The 23916-nt window shown below is 73.1% G+C and carries 21 protein-coding genes and 1 pseudogene; 13 read left to right on the forward strand and 9 right to left on the reverse strand.

Annotated features, from left to right (window positions below):
* Window positions 1–102: pseudogene (locus ABEA93_RS34530) on the forward strand (IS982 family transposase); the annotation flags it as partial.
* A gap of 150 nt (window positions 103–252) precedes the next feature.
* Window positions 253–1647, forward strand: coding sequence for a type I glutamate--ammonia ligase (locus ABEA93_RS34535; RefSeq protein WP_345679869.1), 1395 nt, complete (start codon window positions 253–255; stop codon window positions 1645–1647).
* Window positions 1648–1716: 69 nt separating this feature from the next.
* On the opposite strand, the gene ABEA93_RS34540 is transcribed toward ABEA93_RS34535, so the two are convergent.
* From ABEA93_RS34540 to ABEA93_RS34550, 3 genes are all read right to left on the reverse strand, one after another.
* Window positions 1717–2172: a DUF4442 domain-containing protein gene (locus ABEA93_RS34540; protein ID WP_345679870.1), complete on the reverse strand. Its 456-nt coding sequence runs from the start codon at window positions 2170–2172 to the stop codon at window positions 1717–1719.
* A 130-nt stretch (window positions 2173–2302) separates the two neighbouring features.
* Entirely contained in the window at window positions 2303–2677 is a 375-nt protein-coding gene (locus tag ABEA93_RS34545) for a hypothetical protein (RefSeq protein ID WP_345679871.1), read from the reverse strand.
* Between the two features lie 211 nt (window positions 2678–2888).
* Window positions 2889–3818: an MBL fold metallo-hydrolase gene (locus tag ABEA93_RS34550; RefSeq protein ID WP_345679872.1), complete on the reverse strand. Its 930-nt coding sequence runs from the start codon at window positions 3816–3818 to the stop codon at window positions 2889–2891.
* A 138-nt stretch (window positions 3819–3956) separates the two neighbouring features.
* Between ABEA93_RS34550 and ABEA93_RS34555 the strand changes: the two genes are divergently transcribed.
* The gene (locus ABEA93_RS34555; RefSeq protein ID WP_345679873.1) at window positions 3957–4385 is read left to right on the forward strand and encodes a MarR family winged helix-turn-helix transcriptional regulator; all 429 of its coding nucleotides are present in this window, start codon (window positions 3957–3959) and stop codon (window positions 4383–4385) included.
* A 55-nt stretch (window positions 4386–4440) separates the two neighbouring features.
* Window positions 4441–5850, forward strand: a complete 1410-nt coding sequence (locus ABEA93_RS34560; RefSeq protein ID WP_345679874.1) for a CoA transferase — start codon at window positions 4441–4443, stop codon at window positions 5848–5850.
* Window positions 5851–6054: 204 nt separating this feature from the next.
* Here ABEA93_RS34560 and ABEA93_RS34565 read toward each other — a convergent pair whose 3' ends face one another.
* The gene (locus ABEA93_RS34565) at window positions 6055–6669 is read right to left on the reverse strand and encodes a TetR/AcrR family transcriptional regulator (protein WP_345679875.1); all 615 of its coding nucleotides are present in this window, start codon (window positions 6667–6669) and stop codon (window positions 6055–6057) included.
* Window positions 6670–6798: 129 nt separating this feature from the next.
* Here ABEA93_RS34565 and ABEA93_RS34570 point away from each other — a divergent pair, with 129 nt between their 5' ends.
* The 3 genes from ABEA93_RS34570 to ABEA93_RS34580 are packed head-to-tail and all read left to right on the forward strand — an operon-like array spanning window position 6799 to window position 10597.
* A complete protein-coding gene (locus ABEA93_RS34570) occupies window positions 6799–8376 on the forward strand; it encodes a flavin-containing monooxygenase (protein WP_345679876.1) in 1578 nt (525 codons plus the stop codon).
* A 29-nt stretch (window positions 8377–8405) separates the two neighbouring features.
* Complete coding sequence (locus tag ABEA93_RS34575) at window positions 8406–9296, forward strand: SDR family NAD(P)-dependent oxidoreductase (protein ID WP_345679877.1); 891 nt, start codon at window positions 8406–8408, stop codon at window positions 9294–9296.
* 26 nt (window positions 9297–9322) lie between these two features.
* Window positions 9323–10597, forward strand: coding sequence for an alpha/beta fold hydrolase (locus ABEA93_RS34580; protein ID WP_345679878.1), 1275 nt, complete (start codon window positions 9323–9325; stop codon window positions 10595–10597).
* Between the two features lie 52 nt (window positions 10598–10649).
* On the opposite strand, the gene ABEA93_RS34585 is transcribed toward ABEA93_RS34580, so the two are convergent.
* Complete coding sequence (locus ABEA93_RS34585; RefSeq protein WP_345679879.1) at window positions 10650–11015, reverse strand: cupin domain-containing protein; 366 nt, start codon at window positions 11013–11015, stop codon at window positions 10650–10652.
* 95 nt (window positions 11016–11110) lie between these two features.
* Between ABEA93_RS34585 and ABEA93_RS34590 the strand changes: the two genes are divergently transcribed.
* From ABEA93_RS34590 to ABEA93_RS34605, 4 genes are all read left to right on the forward strand, one after another.
* Window positions 11111–12079 carry an aldo/keto reductase gene (locus ABEA93_RS34590; RefSeq protein WP_345679880.1) on the forward strand — a complete coding sequence of 323 codons (969 nt, stop codon included), beginning with the start codon at window positions 11111–11113 and terminating at the stop codon, window positions 12077–12079.
* Window positions 12080–12212: 133 nt separating this feature from the next.
* A complete protein-coding gene (locus ABEA93_RS34595; RefSeq protein ID WP_345679933.1) occupies window positions 12213–13331 on the forward strand; it encodes an LLM class flavin-dependent oxidoreductase in 1119 nt (372 codons plus the stop codon).
* Complete coding sequence (locus ABEA93_RS34600; RefSeq protein WP_345679881.1) at window positions 13328–13933, forward strand: FMN reductase; 606 nt, start codon at window positions 13328–13330, stop codon at window positions 13931–13933. The genes ABEA93_RS34595 and ABEA93_RS34600 overlap by 4 nt, the downstream gene beginning before the upstream one ends.
* Before the next feature lie 250 nt (window positions 13934–14183).
* The gene (locus ABEA93_RS34605; RefSeq protein ID WP_345679882.1) at window positions 14184–14783 is read left to right on the forward strand and encodes a septum formation family protein; all 600 of its coding nucleotides are present in this window, start codon (window positions 14184–14186) and stop codon (window positions 14781–14783) included.
* A gap of 28 nt (window positions 14784–14811) precedes the next feature.
* Here the strand turns inward: ABEA93_RS34605 and ABEA93_RS34610 are convergent, their stop codons facing one another.
* The 4 genes from ABEA93_RS34610 to ABEA93_RS34625 form a co-directional block, all read right to left on the reverse strand.
* A complete protein-coding gene (locus ABEA93_RS34610) occupies window positions 14812–17133 on the reverse strand; it encodes a HelD family protein (protein WP_345679883.1) in 2322 nt (773 codons plus the stop codon).
* Between the two features lie 112 nt (window positions 17134–17245).
* Window positions 17246–18841, reverse strand: a complete 1596-nt coding sequence (locus ABEA93_RS34615; protein ID WP_345679884.1) for a fibronectin type III domain-containing protein — start codon at window positions 18839–18841, stop codon at window positions 17246–17248.
* A 270-nt stretch (window positions 18842–19111) separates the two neighbouring features.
* Window positions 19112–19498: a hypothetical protein gene (locus ABEA93_RS34620; protein ID WP_345679885.1), complete on the reverse strand. Its 387-nt coding sequence runs from the start codon at window positions 19496–19498 to the stop codon at window positions 19112–19114.
* Between the two features lie 555 nt (window positions 19499–20053).
* Complete coding sequence (locus tag ABEA93_RS34625; RefSeq protein ID WP_345679886.1) at window positions 20054–20992, reverse strand: SDR family NAD(P)-dependent oxidoreductase; 939 nt, start codon at window positions 20990–20992, stop codon at window positions 20054–20056.
* 315 nt (window positions 20993–21307) lie between these two features.
* Here ABEA93_RS34625 and ABEA93_RS34630 point away from each other — a divergent pair, with 315 nt between their 5' ends.
* Both ABEA93_RS34630 and fabG read left to right on the forward strand, forming a co-directional pair.
* A complete protein-coding gene (locus tag ABEA93_RS34630; RefSeq protein ID WP_345679887.1) occupies window positions 21308–23077 on the forward strand; it encodes a serine/threonine-protein kinase in 1770 nt (589 codons plus the stop codon).
* 83 nt (window positions 23078–23160) lie between these two features.
* A complete protein-coding gene (gene fabG, locus ABEA93_RS34635; RefSeq protein ID WP_345679888.1) occupies window positions 23161–23910 on the forward strand; it encodes a 3-oxoacyl-ACP reductase FabG in 750 nt (249 codons plus the stop codon).
* The last annotated feature ends 6 nt before the right edge of the window (window positions 23911–23916 follow it).

Here is a 23916-nt window from a genome sequence, read left to right on the forward strand (position 1 = left end):
GTCCGCGTGGCTCAGCGAGTCCTCGCACTGACCGCCGCGGTGTGGCACAACTTCCACACCGGCCAGGCGGTCAGCCGCTCACTGACCGCCTACGACCACTGAACGTGTTCGGAAAGACTCGTCTAGGCGGCCGCACCGATCCGGATCGCGGCAGTCCCCGCGCCTCCGAGCCGCGCAGAACGACACACCACGCTGCACCTTCACTCGAACAGGGCATGCCCAACCCGGCCAACCACCCGGCAGGATGACTTCATGCTCCGCTCCCCCACTCCCTTCCCCCCGTTGGACGCTCCCGCCCTCACCCCCGATGCCCGTGCCGCGCGGGCCGCCGACGGGCGGGCGCTCGGATCGGCATTGGCCTCGCGCGGGGTCGACTCGGTCGTTGTCGGGTGGGTGGACAATGCCGGACTGGCGCGCGTCAAGGCCTTCCCGGTGCGGCAGTTGGAGAAAGTCGCCGCGTGGGGTGTGGGTGCCGCTCCGTGCTTCGACGTGTTCCTCGTCGACGACGGCATGGCCTACGGCGCGGACGTCCCCGGCCCCACCGGCGACCTCCGGCTGCTGCCCGACCTGGAGCGGCTCGTCGCCCTGACCGCGCAGCCCGGCTGGGCGTGGGCGCCCGCCGACCGGTGGACGCAGGACGGCACGCCCCACCCCGGCTGCCAGCGCCGGTTCGCCCGCCGCATGACCGAGGCCGCCGCCGCACAGGGCTTCACGCTACGGGCCGGGTTCGAGACCGAGTGGGTGGTGGCGACCGGCGACACCGGACTCCGCTTCCCCACCGCCGGTCCCGCTTATGGAATGCAGCGCCTGGTCGACCTGTCCGACTACCTGCGCGACGTGATGAACGCGCTCGACACACAAGGCCTCGACGTCCTGCAGATCCATCCCGAGTACGCCCCAGGCCAGTTCGAGGTCTCCGTCGCCGCCGCCGACCCGGTCGGGGCGGCCGACGCGGCGGTGCTCGTACGGCACACCATCCGCGCGGTCTCGGCCCGCCACGGGCTGCGGCCGTCGTTCGCCCCGGTGGTGACCCCGGGCGTGGTCGGCAACGGCGGCCACCTGCACGTCAGTCTCTGGCGGGACGGGACGAACGTCATGCAGGGCGGCCCCGGCCCGCACGGCCTCACCCGCGACGGCGAAGCGTTCCTCGCCGGGGTGCTCGACGCGCTGCCGGCGCTGCTCGCGCTCGGCACGCCGTCCGCGGGCAGCTACCTGCGGCTCGTCCCGTCGCACTGGGCGGGCGCGTTCCGCTGCTGGGGGCGGGAGAACCGGGAGGCCGCGGTACGGCTGGTCACCGGCAGCCGCGGCGAGACCGGGCACGCGGCCAACGCCGAGGTGAAGTGCTTCGACGGTGCGGCGAACCCGTACCTCGCGGTCGGCGGGGTGGTTGCCGCCGGGCTCGACGGGATCGCCCGCGGTCTGACGCTGCCCGCCGAGGTCACCGCCGACCCGGCGGACACCGGGGCGGAGCGGCTGCCCGCGTCGCTGATGGACGCGGCGACCGCGTTCGACCGTTCCGCGCTGCTCGCCGCCGCGCTCGGGCCCGACCTGCACGCGGCGGTCGCGGCGGTCCGCCGGGCCGAGGCGGCGCTGTTCGCCACCGCGACGCCGGACGAGATCGCCGACGCGACGCGGTGGCGGTACTGACCCGGACCTGATCCGGACCTGATCCGGAGACGACTCGGGCCTTTGCCGACGCCCCGACTCGGCAGCCACTCAGTCCCGGTTCGGCCGGAGCGTCCACACGACCGTCATCCCCGCGGTCGGGGTGCCGTCCTCGGTGCGGATCTCCACGGTGATCGGGAACTCCGGGCGCTCGCCCTTGTCGAGTTCGGCGACCACGTCGTCGATGGCACGCCCGAGGCGGGCTTCGGCGACGAGCGGGCCCATGGCGATCTTGCGGTACTGCATGTCGGCGTGCACCGGCAGCGGCACCGAGCGGCCGAGCTGGTCGCCGAACGCGGCGATCACGACCGCGCCGGTGGCGGACTCGCCGAGGGTGAACATCGCGCCGGCGTGCGGGCCGCCCACGTGGTTGCGGTGCTCGGGCTCGTCGGGCAGCCGCAGCACGGCGTGCTCGCGGTCCAGCTCGACGAACTCGAGGCCGAGGGTGCGGACGAAGGGCACGGACTGGCGCAGTGCGTCGCCGACGAAGGAGAAGTCGTTGGTCACCCCGGCATGCTACCCGCAAGTAACTTTCGGGGGAAGGACACGCCCCGGCGCGCCCGCAGCCGACCCCGGGCGCACCCCGCACACTCCGCACACCGCAGCCGGACCCGCCGTCACCCCGCGCTCCGCACCCTCACCCCGCGTTCCGCGCTCTCACCCCCATCGGCACCGGCCACCGGAATACCCGCCCCACGCGCCCCGGCAGCTCGTCCGCCGCGGCAGCCTGGGCGTATACCGTCGCTTCCTCGTACGCCCGGCCACCCTCCCCCGCGAGCCGCCGCCGACGCAGGTAGCCCGCGGACTCCAGCTCCACGAGGTAGCCCTCGATGGTCGCCTCCGACTCCCCGGGCCGGGCCGCGAACCGGGCGAGGTCCGGCTTCGCGGCCTCGGGCAGGAGCAGCAGATGGACGGCGAGGCCGCGGGCCGCGGCACTCAGCCGGGCGTCTTTCATGAGGGCGTCGTTGACCCCGAGGCCGCCGGCTCCGTCGCCGCCCCAGATCTTGCGCATGGTCGTGCTCCCCACGCTGGTAGTGCCGCCAACCGCCGCCTCCGACACGACGGTTGCCCCGTTCGTCCAGTGTCCGTCGCGGTCCGGCCGTCCGGGCCACGCGACGGTCTTCTTGCCGCAAAAGGGTGAAGGAGACTTCGTAAAGGTCTGGTGAGGATGCGACATTTACGGAGGAATCCCCGGCAGATCGCGGGCCGGGCGCCGTCGGCCGTCACCCGGCATCCACAGCACCCTCGTCATCCAGCGGCCTCCAGCCCAGCTCCCGCCCGTCCCGCCGGACGCGGCCGAAGACGACGTCGGCGAAGTGCAGGCCGAAGCCGATCGTGTCGGGCTCCGCCAACTCGGCGACGAGGCGGTGGCGGTGCGCGGCGGCGCGGACCGGGTCGTGGTCGTAGACGCACGACCAGTCGGGGTGCGCCACCTGCACGGGCGAGTGCAGGGAGTCGCCGAAGGCGATCAGCCGCCTGCCGCCTCCCGTGATGACGAACTCGGCGTGTCCGGCGGTGTGTCCGGCGGCGATGCGGACCCGCACGCCGGGAAAGATCTCCTCGTAGTCGGCCACGGTGCGGACGCGTGGTGCGAGGGCCTCGATGCTCGCGTCGCGAACGCCTCCGCCCGCGGCATCGGCATATGGGGCCCACTCGGGCTCGGCCACGAGGTACTCGGCCTGGGCGAGCAGGGGCCGGTCGCCGCCCGGCTCGGGGTGCGTGGCCCAGCCGAGGTGGTCGGGGTGCAGGTGGCTGAAGGCCACGGCCTCGATCCGGTCCGGCGTGCGGCCGAGTGCGGCGAGGTTGGCGGGCAGCGTGCCGCCGCGCATGGCCCCGTTCGGTGTCGCCGGATCGGCGGGCAGGTCGTACGGGCCGAACCCCGCGTCGATCAGCAGGGCGCGGCCGCCGTGCTCCACGAGGAGGCCGCCGACGCTCGCGACCATGTGGCCTGAATCGTCGAGGTATTCGGGGTGGGCCGCCCAGAACTCGTCGGTGCTGTCCGGCAGCCAGGCGCGCGGCCGGCCCTGGATCGCGCCGTCCGGGACGAAGGTCACCTTCGTGTCGCCGAGTTGCACCGAGGCGACGCCTGACGGGCGGCGCAGCCGCTCGCCCCGGTGCGTCAGGCCGTTGTCGTCGGTCACGGTGTTCGCCATGGTCGTGCTCCTGTTCCGTCAGGGGATGCGGGCGGTTGCCGCCGGGCGCTGCCTCGGCGGTGGCACCACCATATGCATCAAGCTAGAACTATTCAAGCTGCACTTATTCTTGCTTGATGGACTTGCTAGGCTGGGCGCATGACGACACCCCCGCAGGCGCAGGCGATCGCCGAGCGCGAGCTGTGCGGCCTGGTCAACGGGCTGGCCGCGCAGATCTCCGACCACGTACGCCGACGTGCGGTCACGCTCGGCCTCACCGCGGCCCAGGCGACCGCGCTGCGCGAGCTGACCGGTCCGATGACCACCCGGGACCTCGCCGAACGCATGAGCTGCGAGCCGTCCAACGCCACGTTCGTCATCGACAAACTCGAGAAGCAGGGCCTGGTCGAACGGCACCCCCACCCGACCGACCGGCGTGCCAAGCTCCTCGTCCTCACCGACGACGGCGTGGCCCTGCGCGAACGGCTTCTGGGACTCCTCACCCAGGAGTCGCCGCTGGCCGGCCTCACCGCCGAGCAGCAGCGCACCCTCCAGGAACTGCTGGAGAAAACCGTCGCCCGGCCCTGAGGCGGCTCAGGCACCCCGCGCACCGGCCCGGCCGCCCGGGTGGTGGGATGGCTCCATGCGCCCCACTCCGCACGAACTGCTCTCGGAAGCCTGGCGGTCGCTCGGCGGCGACCCCGCCCTGACCGCCTCGGCCGCGTTCACCGGACGCCCCGACACGCTTCCCGCCCGCCTCCCGGTCACCGAGTTCGCCCAGGCGGTCGCCGCCGCGGCGGGCCTGGCCGGTGCCGAACTGGCCGCGGCCCGCGCCGGATCACACCCGGACCTGGCCGCGGTCACCGTGGACAGCGAGGCCGCCGCGATCGCCTTCACCAGCGAGCGCCACCTGCGGCTGGACGGCAACCCGGTCGGCGGCATGGACCCGCTGTCGAAGTTCTTCGCCTGCGCGGACGGCGTGGTGCGCCTGCACGCGAACTACCCGCACCACCGCGCCGCACTGTTCGCCGCCCTGGGCATCGAGGACGAGCCGGTCGACCCGGAGGAAGCCGTCGCCGAGCGCCTCGTCATGCTGCCCGTCGCGGACGTCGAGGAGCGGGTCCGCGAGCACGGCGGGTTGGCCTTCGCGGCACGTACGCTCGACGCGTGGCGGGCGCACCCGCACGGCGCCGGGCTCGCCGACCTGCTCCCGGTGGCGATGCGACGGACCGGCGCGGAGACTCCGCGCCGTCTCGGGCCGACGCCTTCGGACGGTCCGCTGCTGCCCGCCGCCGGGGTCCGCGTGCTGGACTTCACGCGGGTGATCGCCGGCCCGGTCGGCACCCGGACGCTGGCCCTGCTCGGCGCGGACGTCCTGCGCGTCGACTCCCCGGACCTGCCCGAACTGCCGGGCCAGCACCTCGACACGGGCCTCGGCAAACGCTCGGCCCTGCTCGACCTGCGGAGCCCCGACGGCCTGGCCCGCCTCGACGAACTCCTCGCCGACGCCGACGTCGTGGTCTCCGGCTACCGTCCCGGAGCACTCACCCGATTCGGCCTGGACCCGGACGCGCTGCTCGCCCGCCACCCCGGCCTGGTCGTCGCCACCCTGTCGGCGTGGGGCCCGGGCCCGTGGTCGGAGTACCGCGGCTTCGACAGCCTGGTCCAGGCCCCGACGGGCATCGCCGCGATCGAAGCGGACGGCGACCTGCGCCCGGCCGCGCTCCCCGCCCAAGCCCTCGACCACGGCACGGGCTACCTGCTCGCCGCCGGCGTCCTGCGCGCGCTGACCGAACGCCAGCACGACGGCCGCGGGACGCACCTTGAGCTTGCGCTCGCCCGGACGGCAGCGTGGCTGGTCCGGCATTTCGACCCGGACGAACACCTGCCGGCGTTCCCGCGGCGGGTGCGCTCGGCGGGCCACCTGAGCCAGGCAACGATGGCGGGCGCCCGACTGGACTACGCCCTGCCGCCGTTCCACCTTGAGGGCGGGCCGACGGACTGGGCTGCGGGGCCGGTCGGCTGGGGGAGCAGTCCGGCAGTTTGGCAGTGAGCCGCGCGGTGGGGGCTCAGCCATAGGGCCCCCTCCCCACGCTGGAGTCCCCCTCCCCCGCCTCCACCGCCGTCGCCAACCCCGCCGACGACGACGGAGTCAACAACGCAAGCAAAGCAGCCCGTTCACTGCCACCAAATCCGCAAGCGCCATACCTGTGGACGGCCCGCCCGCCTACCGGTCCCGACGTCCGCACCCGCTACCTCACCCGCCGCCCCCCAGCACGTGCGCTCCCTCGTCCACACACCCCAGCACCGCCACCAACGTCCGCTCCAGGAACTCCGCCAGTCCCGCCCGGTCGCTGTCCGGCTGTTGCCAGGCCACCACCGACTCCTCCGCGAAGACGACCCACGCGCGCGCTGCGGTGCGCAGCAGCGGGGTGTCGGCCAGGCCGAGTTCGACGCAACCCGCGGTGACGCGGTCGGCCTGGGTACGCCGAGCCCCTTCCACCAGGTCGCGCACGGTCTCGTCGGCGCTGGCCGCGCCGCGGACCAAGGAGACGTACGTGGCCCGGTGGTCGAGGACGTAGTCGACGAAGGCCCCCAGCACCGCGTGCAGCCGGGCCAGTGGTTCGAGTGCCGGGTCGGGTGCCGTGCGCGCCAGGAAGTCCTCGCATGCGGCTTCCACCACGGCCCGGTGGAAGCCTTGCTTGGACTTGAAGTAATGGAACATCAAGCCCCGCGAGATGCCCGCTTTCTCCGCCAGGTCGTCGATCGACAATTCGTCGAGCGTGCGGGTGCCGAGGAGGTCGCGGCCGAGGAGGAGGAGCTGGGCGCGGCGCTGATCGGGGGTCAGGCGGGTGCGGCGCGGAGACGGCATGGCGGACAGTGTACGGACTTGGCGCCGAAACTATTGACTACTGTTCAGTAATGTTCCTAGGGTCGTCCCAGCCCCACCCCACCACCCCGAGGCAGGCCCCCGCGGGCCGACACCGCGCCGGAGACGACCGTGCCCCCTCCCCGAACATCAGAGCCCCCCACGCCGCAGGTCCAGGACGACCCGACCGACGCACGCCGGGACGATCCCGTCCCGCACGTCCGCGTAGCCGTCATCGGCAGCGGCTTCTCCGGCCTCGGCGCCGGCGCCCGGCTGCTGAAGTACGGCGTCGACGACTTCGTCATCCTCGAACGCGGCGACGACGTCGGCGGCACGTGGCGCGACAACACCTACCCGGGCGCGGCGTGCGACGTCCCGTCGAACCTCTACTCGTTCTCCTTCGCGCCGAACCCGACCTGGACGAGGTCGTTCTCCCCGCAGCCCGAGATCTGGGAGTACCTGCGCCGCTGCGCCCGCGAGTTCGGGCTGATGCCGCACCTCCGCTTCCGACACGAAGTGCGGCACGCGCGCTGGAACGACGCCGCGGCGCACTGGGAGATCGAGACCTCCCACGGACCGCTGACGGCCAACGCCCTCATCGCCGGCGGCGGGCCCCTCGCCGACCCCGCCTACCCGGACATCAAGGGCCTCACCACCGAGTTCCGCGGCGAGCTGTTCCACTCGTCGCACTGGAACCACGGCTTCGACCTGCGCGGCAAGCGCGTCGCGGTGATCGGCACGGGGGCGTCCGCGATCCAGTTCGTGCCGCAGATCCAGCCGGAGGTCGGGCAGCTCGACCTGTACCAGCGGACGCCGCCGTGGATCATGCCGCGGACCGACCGCCCGCTCACGCCGCTGGAGCGCGGCGTCTACCGGGCCGCGCCGCCCGTGCAGAAGGCCGTGCGGCTGGGGCTGTTCTGGGGCCGCGAGACGTTCTGGCTGAGCTTCAACGGCAAGCACCCCAAGCTGGTCGAACGTGTCGAGGCCATCGCCCGCCTGCACCTCAAGCGCGGCGTGCCGGACCCGGAGCTGCGGGCCAAGGTCACGCCCGACTTCACGATCGGCTGCAAGCGCATCCTGCTGTCCAACGACTACTATCCGGCGCTCGCCAAGCCGAACGTGGACGTCGTCACGGACGGTATCGCCGAAGTGCGCGCGCACTCGATCGTCACGACCGACGGCGTCGAACGGCCGTGCGATGCGATCATCCTCGGCACCGGCTTCGAGGCGACCGACATGCCGATGTCGCACGCCATCACCGGCCGCGACGGGGTCCTGCTCGCGGACGCGTGGAAGGACGGCATGGCCGCACACCAGGCCGCCATGGTCGCGGGCTTCCCGAACCTGTTCTTCGTCATCGGCCCCAATTCCGGGCTCGGGCACACCTCCATGACGCTGGTCATCGAGGCGCAGATCCGCTACGCGGTGGACGCGATCGTGCAGATGGACCGCAACGACATCGCCGACGTCGAGGTGACGCGCGCCGCCCAGGACGCGTACAACGCGCGGCTGCAGGACAAAATGTCCGGCACGGTGTGGACGACGGGCGGCTGCGTCAGCTGGTACCTGGATCGGCGCACCGGCAAGAACACCACGCTGTGGCCGGACTTCGTGTGGAAGTTCATGCGCATGAACCGCAGGTTCTCGCCCGCCGGACACCGGGCGCGGACCTGGGACCAGCTGCCCGAACCGGCCGCTGCCCGACGCTGACCCGGAAGAGCCGAACCTAGGAGCCGAAAGTGCAGGACTTCGCCGGACGAGTCGCCGCGATCACCGGGGCGGGATCGGGCATCGGACGCGCCCTCGCGTACGAACTCTCCCGCTACGGAGCCCGGTTGGCACTGTCCGACATCAACGAGGCAGCCGTGGCGGAGACCGCCGCGCACGCGCTGAAGCTCGGGGCGAGCGAGACCACGGCGACCCGGCTCGACGTCGCCGACCGGCACGCGGTGCAGGCGTGGGCGGACGAGACCGCCGCCCACTTCGGCACCGTCAACCTCGTCTTCAACAACGCGGGCGTCGCCCTCACCGCTTCCGTCGAGGAGATGGAGTGGGAGGACTTCGAATGGCTGATGGGCATCAACTTCTGGGGCGTGGCCTACGGCACGAAGGCCTTCCTGCCGCACCTGCGGCGCGCCCGCGAGGCCCACCTGGTCAACATTTCCAGCGTGTTCGGGCTGATGGGCATCCCGACGCAGAGCGCGTATTGCGCGGCGAAGTACGCGGTCCGCGGCTTCACCGAATCGCTGCGCCAGGAAATGGCCCTGTCGAAGAGCGGCGTGCGCGTCACCACCGTGCACCCGGGCGGCATCAAGACGAACATCGCCCGCAGCGCCCGCGTCGCGAAGGGTCTGCCGCAGGGCGAGATCGCCGACCACTTCGACAAGAAGCTCGCCACCACGTCGCCGGAGCGCGCCGCGCGGATCATCCTGCGCGGGGTCCGGCACAACCGCTCCCGGGTCTTCGTCGGCCCGGACGCCACCGCGATCGACCTCGGCCAGCGCGTCCTCGGCGCCGGGCTCGAGCCGCTGGTACGCCTGTTCGCGGGCCGCTCGCTCCCGGTCGCACCCGCCGCACCCGCCGCGCCGGCCGCGGCCAAGCAGCCCCCGGCCGCACCTTCCGCCACCTGACCGACGTCTCCCGCACGAGGAGCCCCATGAGCGAGATATCCGCGACGGCCGAACCGGCGGAGGAACCGCGGGACGCGGCACCGCCGCCGGACACGAGGAACGCCGGGCCGGAGGCGGTGGTACAGGAGCCGGCCGCCCCGGCCGTACGCCCGACCGCGAAGGCCGCCCGCAAGCCGCGCACCCCCAAAGCCCGGCCCGTCCCGAAGCGCGCCGTCGGCGGCTCGGCGACGGTGGCGCCGGACGACTCCGGCGACCCGGCACCGGCGAGCGGCACCGCGGAACCGGCTGCGGCGCGAAGCGTCCCGTCGGCCCGATCCGGCCCCGTCCCCTCCCCCCGCCCGGTCCTCCCCGCGCGCCGTCTCCACACCGTCCTCCTCCGCGACGGCGCCGCCCTGCACGTCGTCGAGTACGGGCCCGCCGACGCCGGCCTCACCGTCGTGCTCGCGCACGGCTGGACGCTGACGCACGGTTCCTGGGCGGTGCCCGCGCAGGCGCTGGCCGATGCCGGAGTACGGGTGGTGACCTACGACCAGCGCGGCCACGGGCGTTCCACGGCGGGCCTGGAGCGGCCGTTCTCGATCGACCGGCTCGGCGAGGACCTCGCGGAGTTGATCGAGGCGACGGTGCCGACCGGGCCGATCGTGCTCGGCGGGCATTCCATGGGCGGCATGACGATCATGGCGCTCGCGGCCGCCCGCCCCGAGCTGTTCGAGGCCGGGGACCGGGTGCGCGGCGTCCTGCTGTGCGCCACCTCGGCGGGCGACCTCGTCCCGGTGGCGCCGCATTTCCGGTGGGGCGCCCGGCTGCGCAGCCGGGCGCTGCTGCGGTTCTTCGCGTTGGGCGAGCAGCGTCCGCAGGTGTTCGCGCGGGGCCGGAAGCTGCTGCCGGGTCCGCAGACGAAGGCGCATGTGCGGGCGACGCGGCGCGGGTTGTTCGGGAAGAACGCGGACGACGCGGTGGTGCAGTCGTGTGCGTGGATGGTCTACAACACGTCGGTCGAGGCGCTGTGCGGGTACTTCCCCGCACTGGCGGCGCACGACAAGGCGGGCAGGCTCGGTGCGTTGGCGTCGGTCCCGGTGCGGATCGTGGTCGGGGAGCGCGACAAGCTGACGCCGGTCGGGCACAGCAAGCGGCTCGCGGCGGAGTTGGCGCACGCCGAACTGGACATCGAACCCGGCTGCGGGCACATGGTGCTGACGGAGCGTCCGGAGACGGTCGCGGCACCGCTGCGGGACCTGTGCCGGGCCGCGGCCGGGCCCAGGCCCCCCGCACCGGCGCCGGAGCCCGCGCCGGCCGGGTGAGGAAACGCGCGGGTGTGCCGCCGGCCGGGGCGGCGGCGCACCCGTGCCTGCCTCAGTCGACGCGCCACCCGGAGATCGACGGCCAGCGGACGGTGAGGACGACGGATTCCTCCTCGGCGACCCACGAGTGGTCGACGCCTTTGCCCCACACCACATAGTCGCCTTGGCGGCTCAGCACCACGGTGCGGTCCGGGAGTTCGATGCGGAAGCGGCCGCTGATCAGGACGAGCAGCGCGGTGCGGACTTCGCCGGTGGCCCATTGCGCGCGCCGGTCGCCCGGCGGGTGGGTGCCCCATTTGATCTCGACGTCGCTGCTGTGCCGCGGGTCGCCGGGGTCTTTGAAGTGGCCCAAGAGCCAGCCGCGGTCGAGGGGGGCGTCGTGCCCCGCGTTGCCCACGTACACCGTGTCGTCGTTCATGGCCGCCTATCCGCGTGCGCGCCGCGCCCGCGGCCGGTTCCCGCGCCGATGATATTGCGGGCGGAGTGTGCCCCGATGCGGTAGGCAGGGGTGTCATGAAGACCACCACACTGGGTGCAGCGGGTCCCGAGGTCGGCGTGATCGGGCTGGGCTGCATGGGGATGACACACGCGTACGATCCGGACGGACGGGACGATGCGACGTCGGTGGCGGTGCTGCACCGGGCGGTCGAGCTGGGTGTGACGCTGATCGACACGGCGGACGTGTACGGGCCGTACACCAACGAGGAACTCGTCGGCCGCGGCCTGGAGGGCCTGCGGGACCGCGTGGTGCTGGCCACCAAGGTCGGCTTGGAGCTGGGGCCGCAGGGCCTGACGTCGAGCATGTCGGGGATGAAGCTGAACGGGCGGCCGGAGCACGTCCGGCGGTCGATCGACGAGAGCCTGCGGCGGCTGCGCACCGACCACGTCGACCTGTACCAGCTGCACCGGGTCGACACGAAGGTGCCGATCGAGGAGACGTGGGGCGCGCTGGCGGAGGCCGTGCAGGCGGGCAAGGCGCGGGCGATCGGCCTGTCGGAGGTGACGGTCGAGCAGATCGAACGGGCGCAGGCGGTGCATCCGGTGGCGTCGGTGCAGTCCGAGCTGTCGCTGTGGACGCGGGACGCGCTGGCGGATGTGGTGCCGTACTGCGAGGCGCACGGCATCGCGTTCCTGCCGTTCTCGCCGCTCGGCCGCGGGTTCCTGACCGGCACGATGGCGAGCGTGGACGATCTTCCGGCGGGCGACTGGCGGCGGACGATGCCGCGGTTCCAGGCCGAGACGATCGCCGCGAACCAGGCGATCGTGGCGGCGGTGCGGGCGATCGCCGACCGGGCGGGCGCGACGCCCGCGCAGGTCGCGCTCGCGTGGGTGCGGGCGCAGGGCGCGTACGTGATCCCGATCCCCGGCACGAAGACGCCGAAGTACCTGGTCGACAACGCCGCGGCGGGAGACCTCACGCTGAGTGACGAAGATCTGGCGGAGCTGGACGCGCTCCCGGCCCCGGAGGGCACCCGCTACTGAGCCCGTTTCCGCAGGTCGGAGGCCCACACAAGGCACCGCTCCGAGGCGGGGAATAACCCCGTGGCCGACTCCCTTGTAGCCGATGGTTTACGATTCAACCATTAGCCAGGAGAGGGAGTCGGCCATGAGCGGCATGCAGTTCGGGATCTTCAGCGTCGGCGACGTCACGCCGGACCCGACCACCGGACGTACGCCGACCGAGCACGAGCGCATCAAGGCGATGGTCGCGATCGCACTGAAAGCGGAAGAGGTCGGGCTGGACGTGTTCGCGACCGGCGAGCACCACAACCCGCCGTTCGTGCCGTCGTCGCCGACGACCATGCTCGGCTGGATCGCGGCGCGCACGTCGAAGCTGCTGCTGTCCACGTCCACGACGCTGATCACCACGAACGACCCGGTGAAGATCGCCGAGGACTTCGCGATGCTCCAGCACCTCGCGGACGGCCGCGTCGACCTGATGCTCGGCCGCGGCAACACCGGCCCGGTGTACCCGTGGTTCGGTCAGGACATCCGCATGGGCATCCCGCTGGCGATCGAGAACTATGCGCTGCTGCACCAGCTGTGGCGCGAGGAGAACGTCGACTGGCAGGGCCGCTTCCGCAGCCCGCTCCAGGCGTTCACCTCGACCCCGCGGCCGCTGGACGACACCCCGCCGTTCGTGTGGCACGGCTCGATCCGCTCGCCGGAGATCGCCGAGCAGGCCGCCTACTACGGGGACGGGTTCTTCGCGAACAACATCTTCTGGCCGAAGGAGCACTTCCAGCGGCTGATCGAGCTGTACCGCACCCGCTACGCGCACTACGGGCACGGCACGGCCGAGCAGGCGATCGTGGGGCTCGGCGGGCAGGTGTTCCTGCGCAAGAACTCGCAGGACGCGGTGCGCGAGTTCCGCCCGTACTTCGACAACGCGCCGGTGTACGGGCACGGCCCGTCGCTCGAGGAGTTCACCGAGGAGACCCCGCTGACCGTCGGCAGCCCGCAGGAGGTCGTCGACAAGACGCTGGGCTTCCGCGAGACCTTCGGCGACTACCAGCGCCAGCTGTTCCTCGTCGACCACGCGGGACTGCCGCTCAAGACCGTGCTGGAGCAGCTCGACCTGCTCGGCGAGGAGGTCATACCGGTGCTGCGCGAGGAGTTCGCGAAGGGCCGCCCGGCGGACGTGCCGGACGCCCCGACGCACGCCGCGCGCGTCGCCGACGGCCCCGCCGCTCGGACCGGGACCGCGACCGAGACCGTGGAGGTGACCGCATGACCCGCATCGTCGCGGTGACCGCCGGCCTGAGCGTTCCGTCGTCGACCCGCCTGCTGACCGACCGCCTCGCGGCGGCGGTCGCGGCGGGCGTCCCGGACGCCGAGGTCCGGGTGCTCGAACTGCGCGAGTACGCCACGGACATCGCCAAGCACCTGGTCACCGGCTTCCCGCCGGCGAACCTGCGCGAGGCCCTGGACGCGGTGGCGTCCGCGGACGCGCTCATCGCCGTCACGCCGATCTTCAACGCGTCCTATTCCGGCCTCTTCAAGTCGTTCTTCGACCTGGTCGAACCGGACACGCTGACCGGCAAGCCCGTGCTGATCGGCGCCACCGGCGGAACTCCCCGCCACTCGCTGGCGTTGGAGCATGCGGTGCGGCCGCTGTTCACCTACCTGCACGCGGTTGTGGTGCCGACGTCCGTGTACGCCGCCTCGGAGGACTGGGGCGGCACCGACGGGCTCGACACCCGGATCGCCCGCGCCGCCGACGACCTCACGGCGCTGCTGGCGCACCGGCTGCCGGCGCAGCGCACCGAACCGGAGCTGATCCCGTTCGCGCAGCAGTTGGCCGCGTTGCGGCCGTCCTCGTCCTCGGACGGCTGACCGCGGCGGCACCGCCCGCCACCCGAACACCCGGTTGGCGGGCGGTTGGTTCTCCGGGCAAAGTTCCGGTACAGAACTGATACTTCGTCACCAAGGTTGTGATACAAAACGCTTGGTGATGCGGAGACAGGTGGGGAGCCTGTCCCACACAGGGGGCGCGCAAGTCAAGCGCGGACTCCCTCATTCTCGTGCCGTGGCGATGGTGCAGACTCATCCCGTCCCACTGACCACGAGAGGTTTTCGTCCCCCCATGCGTTCTTTCCGTTCCACCCGCGTTTCCGCTCTGCGCGTGACCGCCGCGGCGGCCTCCGGGATCATTGCCATGACGGCCCTGACCGGCTGCCTCGGCAAGGACGACAAGAAGTCGAACGCGTCGTCGAGCAGCTCCCCCTCGGCCTCGGCGTCCGACGATGCGACCGGCAAGTCCACGGCGAGCCCGACCGGCAAGTCGACCTCGACGAAGAAGCCGACGGGCAACCCCACCGCGACCGGCTCCTCCGACATCTCCGACTCGGTGAAGCGCATCGAGCTGAAGGTCGGCGACTGCGTCAACTACGAGGGCGAGAAGACGACCAAGGTGTCGTGCAGCAGCCCGCACGACGAAGAGGCCGGCGCGATCTACACGCTGCCGGACTCCATGAGCCCGATGTCGCTCACGTTCAAGGACGACATCGACGACAAGTGCAAGACCCTGCTGACGCCGATCATCGAGCGCCAGACGAACCCGAACAAGTACAGCTACAGCTACATCTACCCGTCGTCGTCGTCCTGGATGATGGACAACGACCGCACCCTGCAGTGCATGGTCGCGGACGCCAACCAGGGCAAGCTCACCGCCAAGCTCAAGTAAGTGCAGGGCCGCGAACGGCCCCACACGATCAGGCCCGCGCCGGTTCGACCCCCATCAGATCCGCCGCCCAGTCCTGGTCCTCCGTCACCACCACCAGGCTCCGGGTGGCCCGCGTCAACGCGACGTACAGCGTGCGCAGGCCGCTCGGGGCCTGTTCGGCGATTTCCCGCGGGTCGGCGATGACCGCGGCGTCGAACTCCAGGCCCTTGGCGTCCAGCGCGTCCATCACCTGCACGCGCGCCGGGAACCCGGCAAGCGCCGCCGCGTACGGGGCCGTTCCGCCGACCGGCGCGACCACGCCGACCGTGCCCTCGACCTCGTCGAGAAGCCCGGTCACCGCCGCGCGGACCGCGTCCGGCATGCCGCCGGGGCCCGTGGCGACCAGCCGCGGCGGTTCGCCGCCGGTCCGCACCGCGCGCGCCGGCGTGGCACCCGGCACCGCACGCTCCAGCACCCGCGCCGCGACCCGGGCGATCTCCGCCGGGTTGCGGTAGTTCGTGGTGAGCACGAACTCGTGGCGGCGCCGCTCCCCCAGCGCGTCCGACATCGCCGCCGCCGACGCCCCGAGGTCTTCCCACGCGCTCTGCGCCGGGTCCTCGACGATCGTCCACGTGGCGTGCCGGCCGCGGCGCTTGAGCATGCGCCACTGCATCGGGGCCAGGTCCTGCGCTTCGTCGACGACGATGTGCGCGTACTCGGCGGGCTCCTCCGCCTCGTCGCGGGTCCGGCCCGCGCGGGCCATGCGGTCCGCGTACGTGGTCACTTCGCGGATCTCGTCGGCCGGCGCCGCGGCGCGGACCGCCTCGCCGGTGAAGATGTCGTAGCCGTCGACGATGTACGGGTTGTCCTCCTCCGGCACTCCCGCGATCTTCGGCCGGGGCCGCGGCAACGGGCCTACCAGGCCGTCGAGTTCGTCCATCAGCGCGACGTCGAGGAACGACACGTCGCCGGTGGCCGCGGTGTGCCGCCACGACGCGGACAGCAGCTCGATCTGCTCGCGGCCGAGTCGGCCGCGGGCCGCCCGGTCCAGGCGTGCCGGGTCGGCGAGGCCGCGGAGGATGTCCAGCGGCTTCACCAGCGGCCACCAGGTGTCCAGGAACACCGCGAACTCGTCGCGGGCGGCGACGTCTTCGAGGAACGCCTCCTTCTCGCCGCGGCCCGCGCCGCGCGACGCGAGGCGTTCCCACAGCGCGGCCAGCACGGCCTTGGCCGCGGCGACGCGCTGCGAGTTGGGGCCGCGCCGGGCGCGGTGCAGCAGGTCGCGGCGGATGCCGCGGAGGGTGCGCGCGTCCAGGACGACCTCGGTGCCGCGGTGCCGGATCCGCAGTTCGCGCGGTGCACCCGCAGGCGTGTCGTCGACGGCGCGGCGCAGCAGCGGCACCATCGCGGTGGCGCCCTTGAGCCGGGCTACGGCCGCGCTGTCGTGGTGGTTCGCTGTGGTGCCGTCGACGAGGTCGCCGAGGGAGTGCAGGACGGCGCCGCCTTCGCCGAGCGACGGGAGGACGCGTTCGATGTAGGCGGTGAAGCGCGGGTTGGGGCCGACCACGAGGACGCCGCGCGAGCCGAACCGCTGGCGGTGCCGGAACAGCAGGTAGGCGACGCGGTGCAGGGCGACGGCGGTTTTGCCGGTGCCGGGGCCGCCGCGGACGATCACCGAGCCGTCGGCGGGGGCGCGGATCGCGTCGTCCTGCTCCTGCTGGATGGTGGCGACGATGTCGCGCATGCTGCCGTCGCGGGTGCGGCTGAGCGCGGCGAGGAACGCGCCGTCGCCGACCACGACCAGGTCGTCGGGGGCGTTCTCCGGGTCGAGGAGGTCGTCTTCGACGTCGACGACCTTGTGGCCGCGGCAGTGCAGGACGCGGCGGCGCACGACCTGCCGCGGGTCCTCCGGGGTGGCCTGGTAGAAGGACTCGGCGGCGGGGGCCCGCCAGTCGACGACGAGGATCTCGCTGTCCGCGTCGCGGACGCCGACGCGGCCGATGTGCCACACGTCGCCGGTGTGCAGGTCGAGGCGCCCGAAGACGAGGCCGTCGTCGGCGGCGTCCAGGGTGCGCGCCCACAGTTCGGCGCGGAAGACCATGGTGTCGCGTTCCACGAGCGAGCCCATGGTGCCGACCTGGGCTTGCTTGTAGCCCTCGCGCATGAGGGCCTGCGCTTCGCCGCGCATGGCGTCGAGCCGCTCGTAGGCGCGGTCGACGTGCCGCTGCTCGGCGTCGATCTCGCGCTGCTTGACGTGTGCGGCGGCATCCGCGGCGGGGGCGGCCGGGGCCGGCCGCGGCGCGGTCGGCGTGGTCGCCGGATCCGGCGCGGGCGCGCCGGAAGGCTGCTGCCCGGGTGAGGGCAGGGGCATCGGGGTGGCTCCTCGTGCGGGAAGGGCGGGCAAAGATCCCAAAGACCCGAGGCTAGTACGTGCCGGGCACCTGGCGGGAATCCCGCCCGGAACGTCCCCGCCCGCCCCTGCCTCAGGCCCGTTTCCGCCGCAGCCGCCGCACGGCGACGATCGCCGCGGCCAGCCCGGCCACGCCGAGGAGCGCCCACAGCCACACGGCGCCGCCGATCCCGCCCGAGCCGCCGTCGGAGGACGGGGCGCGCGCGGCCTGCGGCCCGGTTCCGCCGCCTGCCGGGGCGGCGGGCGCGGCGGACTGCACGGTCAGGGTCAGTTGGACCTTGGCCTCCGCGGCCGGGAGGGCGCTGTCGTTGACCGTGATGGTGACGGACGTCGACCCGGCGTCGGTGGGGGTGCCGGACATTTCGCCGGTGAGCGGGTCGAGGAGGATCCCGGGCGGCAGCCCGTCCGCGCTGAACCGGTACGGCTCGGTGCCGCCGAGCGCCTGGATCTTCATGCTGTACGGCTGTCCGGCGGTGCCTTGCGGCAGTGCCCCGGAGGCGATCTTCAGCCCGGCGCTGGGCGTGGCGGTGACGGCGGGCGATTCGGGCGAGGTGCCGACGGCGTTGACCGCGCGCACCACGTACGTGTACGCGGTGCCCTGGGTCAGCCCGGTGTCGGTGTAGACGAGCGTGGCGGCGGTCACCGTGGTGATGAGCATCGGGGTCGGCTGCGCGGTGCCGCCGGTGCGGTAGATCTGGAAGCCGGTGAGGTCGGAGCCGCCGTTGTCGGCGGGCGGCATCCAGGACAGCACGGCTTCGCCGTCGCCCGCGGTCGCGGTCGGTGCGGACGGTGCGCCGGGGATGGTGACGCCGGCCGCGGTGAGCGGCACGCTGCGGGTGCCGCCGGGGAAGTTCCCGGCGAAGGTGAGCGTCCCGGTGACGGGGCCGCGCTGGCCGACGGTGAGCGTGACGTTGACGCTGCACTTGGTGCCGGGCTGGAGCGGAGTGTTGAGCCGGCAGCTGGTCTGGGTGTTCTCGACGGCGAACGGCGGCGACGCGGTCATGGATGTCAGCGTGAGCGGTGCCGCGCCGCTGCTGGACACCGGCACGTTGCGGTTGACCGTGGACGGCACCGGGGTGCTGCCGAAGTCGACGCCGGTCGGCAGGTCGCCGATGTCGCCCGCGGGCACGCTGAACACGAGGACGGCACGAGGGGCGCCGCTGCCGCCGCCCATGACGACGTTGCCGTCGGGGAAGACGTTGCGGTCGGCCGGGAAGGACCCCGGCGAGCCGCCCGCGGGCGCGGACAGCCACGGGGTCAAGGCGGTGCCGCCGAAGGACGTGGATATCTGGTCGAGCATCACGGTCACGCTGCCGCCGGGCTTGATCGGCGTGTCGGCGGCGATGCGGGCGGTGCCGGTGGCCGTCGCGCCGGGGCCGGCGACGGTGGCCGCGCCGTAGAGGGTGACCGACACCGAGGTGGCGTCCGCCGGGATCGGCACCGTGCCGGACTGCGTGACGGTGACTTCGTGCTGGGTCGTGACGGTGGCCGTCAGGCGGGCCGGGTGCGCGGGTTCGCCGGCCGCGCGGTGGGCGGCCGGGGCGGCGGCCGCGGGCGCGCTCAGGGCGACCAGCGCGGCGGCCAGGAGCACCGCGCCGGGGCGCGCTCCGGCGCGCGGCCGCGGCCGTGCGCCGCCGAACGGGAAACGGTGACGAAGACGTTCGACCATACTGTGCGGGACCCCCGTGGGCTGCGTCCGGAACCGGACGTCGTCGCAGCTCACGGGTGTCCGGTCGGTCGTACGCGCGGATGGTAGCGCCGTGCGCGCGCCACCGCGAGAGGCTGCGCGCGGAGATCGCCGTGAGATTCCCGTGAGATTCCCGGGTGATGCCCGGGAGTTCGCACCGGGGCGGAAGAAAGCCTGCCCGGCAGCCACCGACCGACAGGGGTTGGTTGGTCGAACGGCGGCCACCGGACAGGGATTGTGGACCGGGTCCCGTCAGGACCCGATGCGCCGCAAGTCTTCCCCGTCGTCGACGCGGTTGTCGAATGCATTGCCGGATAGCGCACCGGCATCGGATACCGGCCCGGCGTCGTCCGCGGGTGCGGTGGAACCGTCGAGGATCCACCGGTCGCCGTCGCGCCGCCAGCGCAGTGGATCGCCTTGCCCGCGCCACGGCTGATGCGCGGTCAAGACCCGTTCCCACAAGCGGACTTGGCGCCGCCAGAAGGCCCGGATCCGCCCCGGCGGCCGTGGCCCCGGAGGCCTCGTCGGACCGATGGGCCGCCAGTCGCGGCCGTCGCGGCTGTCCGCGCCGAACAGCGGCCCGAGCACGGCGAGCGCGACGAAGAAAAGCGCCGCCATTGCGGCAAAAACGTACTCCACGACTGGCACCTCCCCGGAAACCGACCGGGAACGGGCGAGAGCCGCGCGGGTTTCGCGGGGTCCGTTCTCGGTCTTCTCCAGTCTGCGGAGGGCGTCACCATGATCCAAGGGCCAATCGGCCGCGAGTGGACTGGGCCAATCCGCGATGGGCGGGCCGGCGGCGGCGAGGTGGCCTGAAGTCACGGATGCGGCCAGATTGCGGCCAAGCCCGATCGCAGGCGATCCCATCCGGTCGCCCCCGTCGGGAATTCGCGCGCGGGGCTGTCCGGATCGCGCATGCGGCGCCGAATCCGCAGGTCTCCCGGCGGCGGGGGTGGGGCGTCGGGCATCGTGGAGTGCGTAGGATCGACATACCGGCCGCACGGCCGGTGTCCGACCCCCGCCGACGGCGCAAGCCGGTCGCGGGAGGACCGGCAGAGCGCGCACCTCCCCCCAGCGCGCGGCCGGCATGGGACGGGCCCGCAGACATTCCCCCCGTCTGCGGGCCCGTTTCCCGTTGTTTCCTTTGCGCGTTTTTCCGCCGCGCGCCGGTGCGCGGTTTCGGTGGTCCGCCGGTCAGGCGGCGGGGAACTTCTCGCCGACGAGGTCTTCGGACAGCGTCCACAGCCGGGCCGCCGACTCCGGGTCGCGGGCCCACGCCGCGTGGCCGCTGCTGACCGCGCAGTCCTCCGCGTATACCCCGCCCTGCGCGGCGAGTTCGGGCGCGGTGGCGGCCCAGACCTGGGTCGCGGCGCCCTGCGGAACGCTCTTCATCGCGGGCACGCCGGCGCGGCTGATCTTGCTCTGCAGGTCGCCGCCCTGCTCGCGGGTCATGTACCGGCCGAGGTTGGTGCGGATCATGCCGGGGTGGACGGCGTAGGAGCGGACGCCGCGGTCGGCGAGGCGGCGGTCGAGTTCGACGGTGAAGAGGATGTTGGCCGTCTTGGACTGCCCGTAGGCCTTCCACGGGTGGTACTCGGTCTCCGCGAAGTTCGGGTCGTCCCACAGGATGTCGCTCGCCACGTGGCCGCCTGAGCTGAGGTTGACGACACGCGCGGGTGCGGCGCGCAGCAGCGCGGGCGCGAGCAGGTTCGTGAGCAGGAAGTGGCCGAGGTGGTTCGTGCCGAACTGCAGCTCGAAGCCGTCGGCGGTGCGCTCGAACGGGGTGGCCATGACGCCCGCGTTGTTGACCAGCAGCCCGATCTCCGGGTGGCGTTCGGTCACCCAGGCGGCGAACGCGCGGACCGAGGCGAGGGAGGTGAGGTCGAGCACGCCGGCCTCGACGGATCCGGCGGGCTTCCCGGGCTCCGCGGCGGCGGCGACCGCGGCGACCGCTTCGGCGCCCTTCTCCGCGGTGCGCGCGGTCAGGACGACGTGCGCACCGGCGCCGGACAGCACCCGGGCGGTCTCCAGGCCGAGCCCGGAGGTGGCGCCGGTGACCACCGCGGTGGTGCCGGTGAGGTCGATGCCGGCGACGACCTCGTCGGTGGTGGTGTCGGCTCCGTAGGCGGTCATGGGGCGGCTCCTCGACAGAATACTTGACTCGATCATGCACTATGCGGCACGGCGGACGCGGGCACAAGCCCGGCGCGGGCCCCATCCGCCCGGTTCGTCCGCCGCGCGCCGCACCCGGCAAAAGCACCCGTCCCGGACCGCTCCGGTCCGGCTCCGTCCATCCGGCGCGCCGAGCGCACTCCGCGGGCCGCCGCGTGTGGAAAGATTCCCTGTTCGGGAGCGCTTTCGGGGCGGCCGCCCCGGCCGCTACGGGGAAACCCGGATATATGCGCCCTCGATGGCACGACGGATCGTCAGGCAGGAGGGGAGGGGGGCGTGGACCCGTTGGTACCGCGCGCCTGGACGCCGCTGGAACCCGGCGACCCCGCGCAAGTCGGCCCGTACACGCTGCTCGGCCGGCTGGGTGCGGGCGGCATGGGCCAGGTGTTCCTGGCCCGCTCCCCCGCGGGCCGCCGCGTGGCGGTCAAGACCATCCGGCCCGAGCACGCCGCGACCCCGGAGTTCCGGGCCCGCTTCACCCACGAAGCGGCCGCCGCGGCCCGGGTCAGCGGCGCGTTCACCGCGGCCGTCGTGGCCAGCGACCCGCACGCCCCGGTGCCCTGGATAGCCACCGACTACGTGCGCGCGCCCTCGCTCCAGACCCTCGTGGAGACATGCGGCCCGCTGCCGCCCGGCGCGGTCATGTGGCTCGCCGCGGGCACCGCGGAAGCCCTCCAGTCGATCCACACCGTCGGCATCATCCACCGCGACCTCAAGCCGTCGAACATCCTCGTCGACGAACAAGGCCCGCGCGTCATCGACTTCGGCCTGGTCTACGCGGTCGGCAGCGTCATCGCCACCGGCGCCCCCGGCCGCGCCACCACCACCGGCGGCACCACGGCCATCGGCACCCCCGGCTACATGGCCCCCGAACAGGCGCACGTCGGCTGGCACGCGCTCAGCACCGCCAGTGACGTCTACGCCCTCGGCCTCACCATGCTGTACGCCGCCACCGGATGCAGCCCCGGCCAGCCCGTGCCCCAGCTCCCCACCCTGCCCGCCACGCTGCGCGACCTGATCGCGCGCTGTGTGGAACAGGACCCGCGCCGCCGCCCGAGCACCTCCGGCATCATCGCCGAACTCGGCAGCAGCGTGGACCTCATGGCCTACGAAGGCGCGGAAGGCTGGCTCAGCCCCGCCGCATGGGAATTCCTCCAGGCGTTCCGCAGCGCGGCCACGCCCGGGACGACCTCGCCGACCGGCCTCCTCAAAGCCGCGCCGCCCCAGCCGCGCGACGGCGACCCGGACCGCACCATGCCCGCCGTGCCCGTCGTCGCCCCGCCGCCGGGCCGGGTCAACCCGCCGGAACCGCGCCAGGCCCGCTACGCGGCCCTCGACTCCGCGGTGCACACGCTGACCCCGCAGGAACGTCCCTACGCCGCGGCCCACGACCAGGCCGCCCAGCTCGCGTCCCGCAACCAGCACCGCGAAGCCGCGAAAGCGTTCCACCAGCTGTACCAGGAAGTGTCGGGCCGGTTCGGCGCCCACCACACGCTGGCGGTCTTCGCCCAGCTCGGCAACATCCACGCGCTGGGCCGCCTCGGCTGGCACGCGATGGCCCGCGACCAGGCGCAGCAGGCGGTGCACCACCTCACGCAGGCCCTCGGCGCGGCGCATCCGCACACCTTCCTCATGCGCGGCGAACATGCGCTGTGGACCGGCCACGGCGGCAACCCGGGGCACGCGGCGGAGCTGCTCCAGTCGCTGGTCACCGAGTACTCGGCGACGGTCGGGCCGACCGCGCCCGCCACGCTCGCGGTCCGCACGGAACTCGCGCTGTGGACGGGGCTGGCCGGGGACCCGGGGGCGGCGTCCTACCAGCTGCACGCGGTGGTGGCGGACTGCCGGGCGACGCTGTCCGAGATCGCCGCGATCACGCTGGACGCGAAGTCGTCGCACGCGCACTGGACGGGCGCGGCCGGCGACCCGCGGCGGGCGGCGCAGTTGTACGAGTTCATCCTGGCGGAGGCGCAGACCGCCTACGGGCCGGATGCCGGGTTCACCCGGGACATGATCCGGCGGCGGGACTACTGGCGGTCGCGGTAGGGGTGCCGCGTTCGGGCAAGTCGCGGTAGGTATGCGGGGTGCCGGCCGCTCGGGCCGGCCGCGTGCGGCGAGGAGGACGGGCAATGGTCGAAGGACTGCTCCAGGGGCGCGGCGCGGTGGTGACGGGCGCGGCCCAAGGCATCGGGCTGGCGATCGCCCGGGTGTTCTGCGCGCAGGGCGCCCGCGTGGTGATCGGCGACCGGGACGCGGACGCGGCCCGCGCGGCGGCCGACACACTGACCGCGGAGGGCGGCACGGCGGTGGCCGCGGGCTGCGACGTGACGGTGCCGGAGGACGTGGACGCGCTGGTGCGGACCTGTGTGGACGCGTTCGGGGCCTTGGACGTCTTCGTCAACAACGCGGGCATCACGCGGGACGCGACACTCCGCAAAATGAGCCTCGACGACTTCGAGGCGGTCGTCGACGTGCACCTGAAGGGGACGTGGCTCGGTCTGCGCGCGGCGTCGCTGGTGATGCGGGAGCAGGGGCACGGCGCGATCGTCAACATCTCGTCGCTGTCCGGCAAGATCGGCCTGCCCGGGCAGACCAACTACAGCGCGGCGAAGGCCGGGATCGTCGGCATGACGAAGGCGGCCGCGAAGGAGTTGGGCCACCTCGGCGTCCGCGTCAACGCGGTGCAGCCCGGCCTGATCCGCACGCCGATGACCGAGGCGATGCGGCCGGACATCTGGGAGGCGAAGGAACGCGAGGTCCCGCTGCAGCGGGCGGGCGAGCCTTCGGAGGTGGCGAATGCGGTGCTGTTCCTGGCGTCGGACTTGTCCAGCTACATCACGGGGTCGGTGGTGGAGGTGACGGGCGGCCGCGGGATGTGACCGCCG

Source organism: Yinghuangia aomiensis, from assembly GCF_039542225.1.
In the GTDB taxonomy this organism is placed as follows: Bacteria; Actinomycetota; Actinomycetes; order Streptomycetales; family Streptomycetaceae; genus Yinghuangia; species Yinghuangia aomiensis.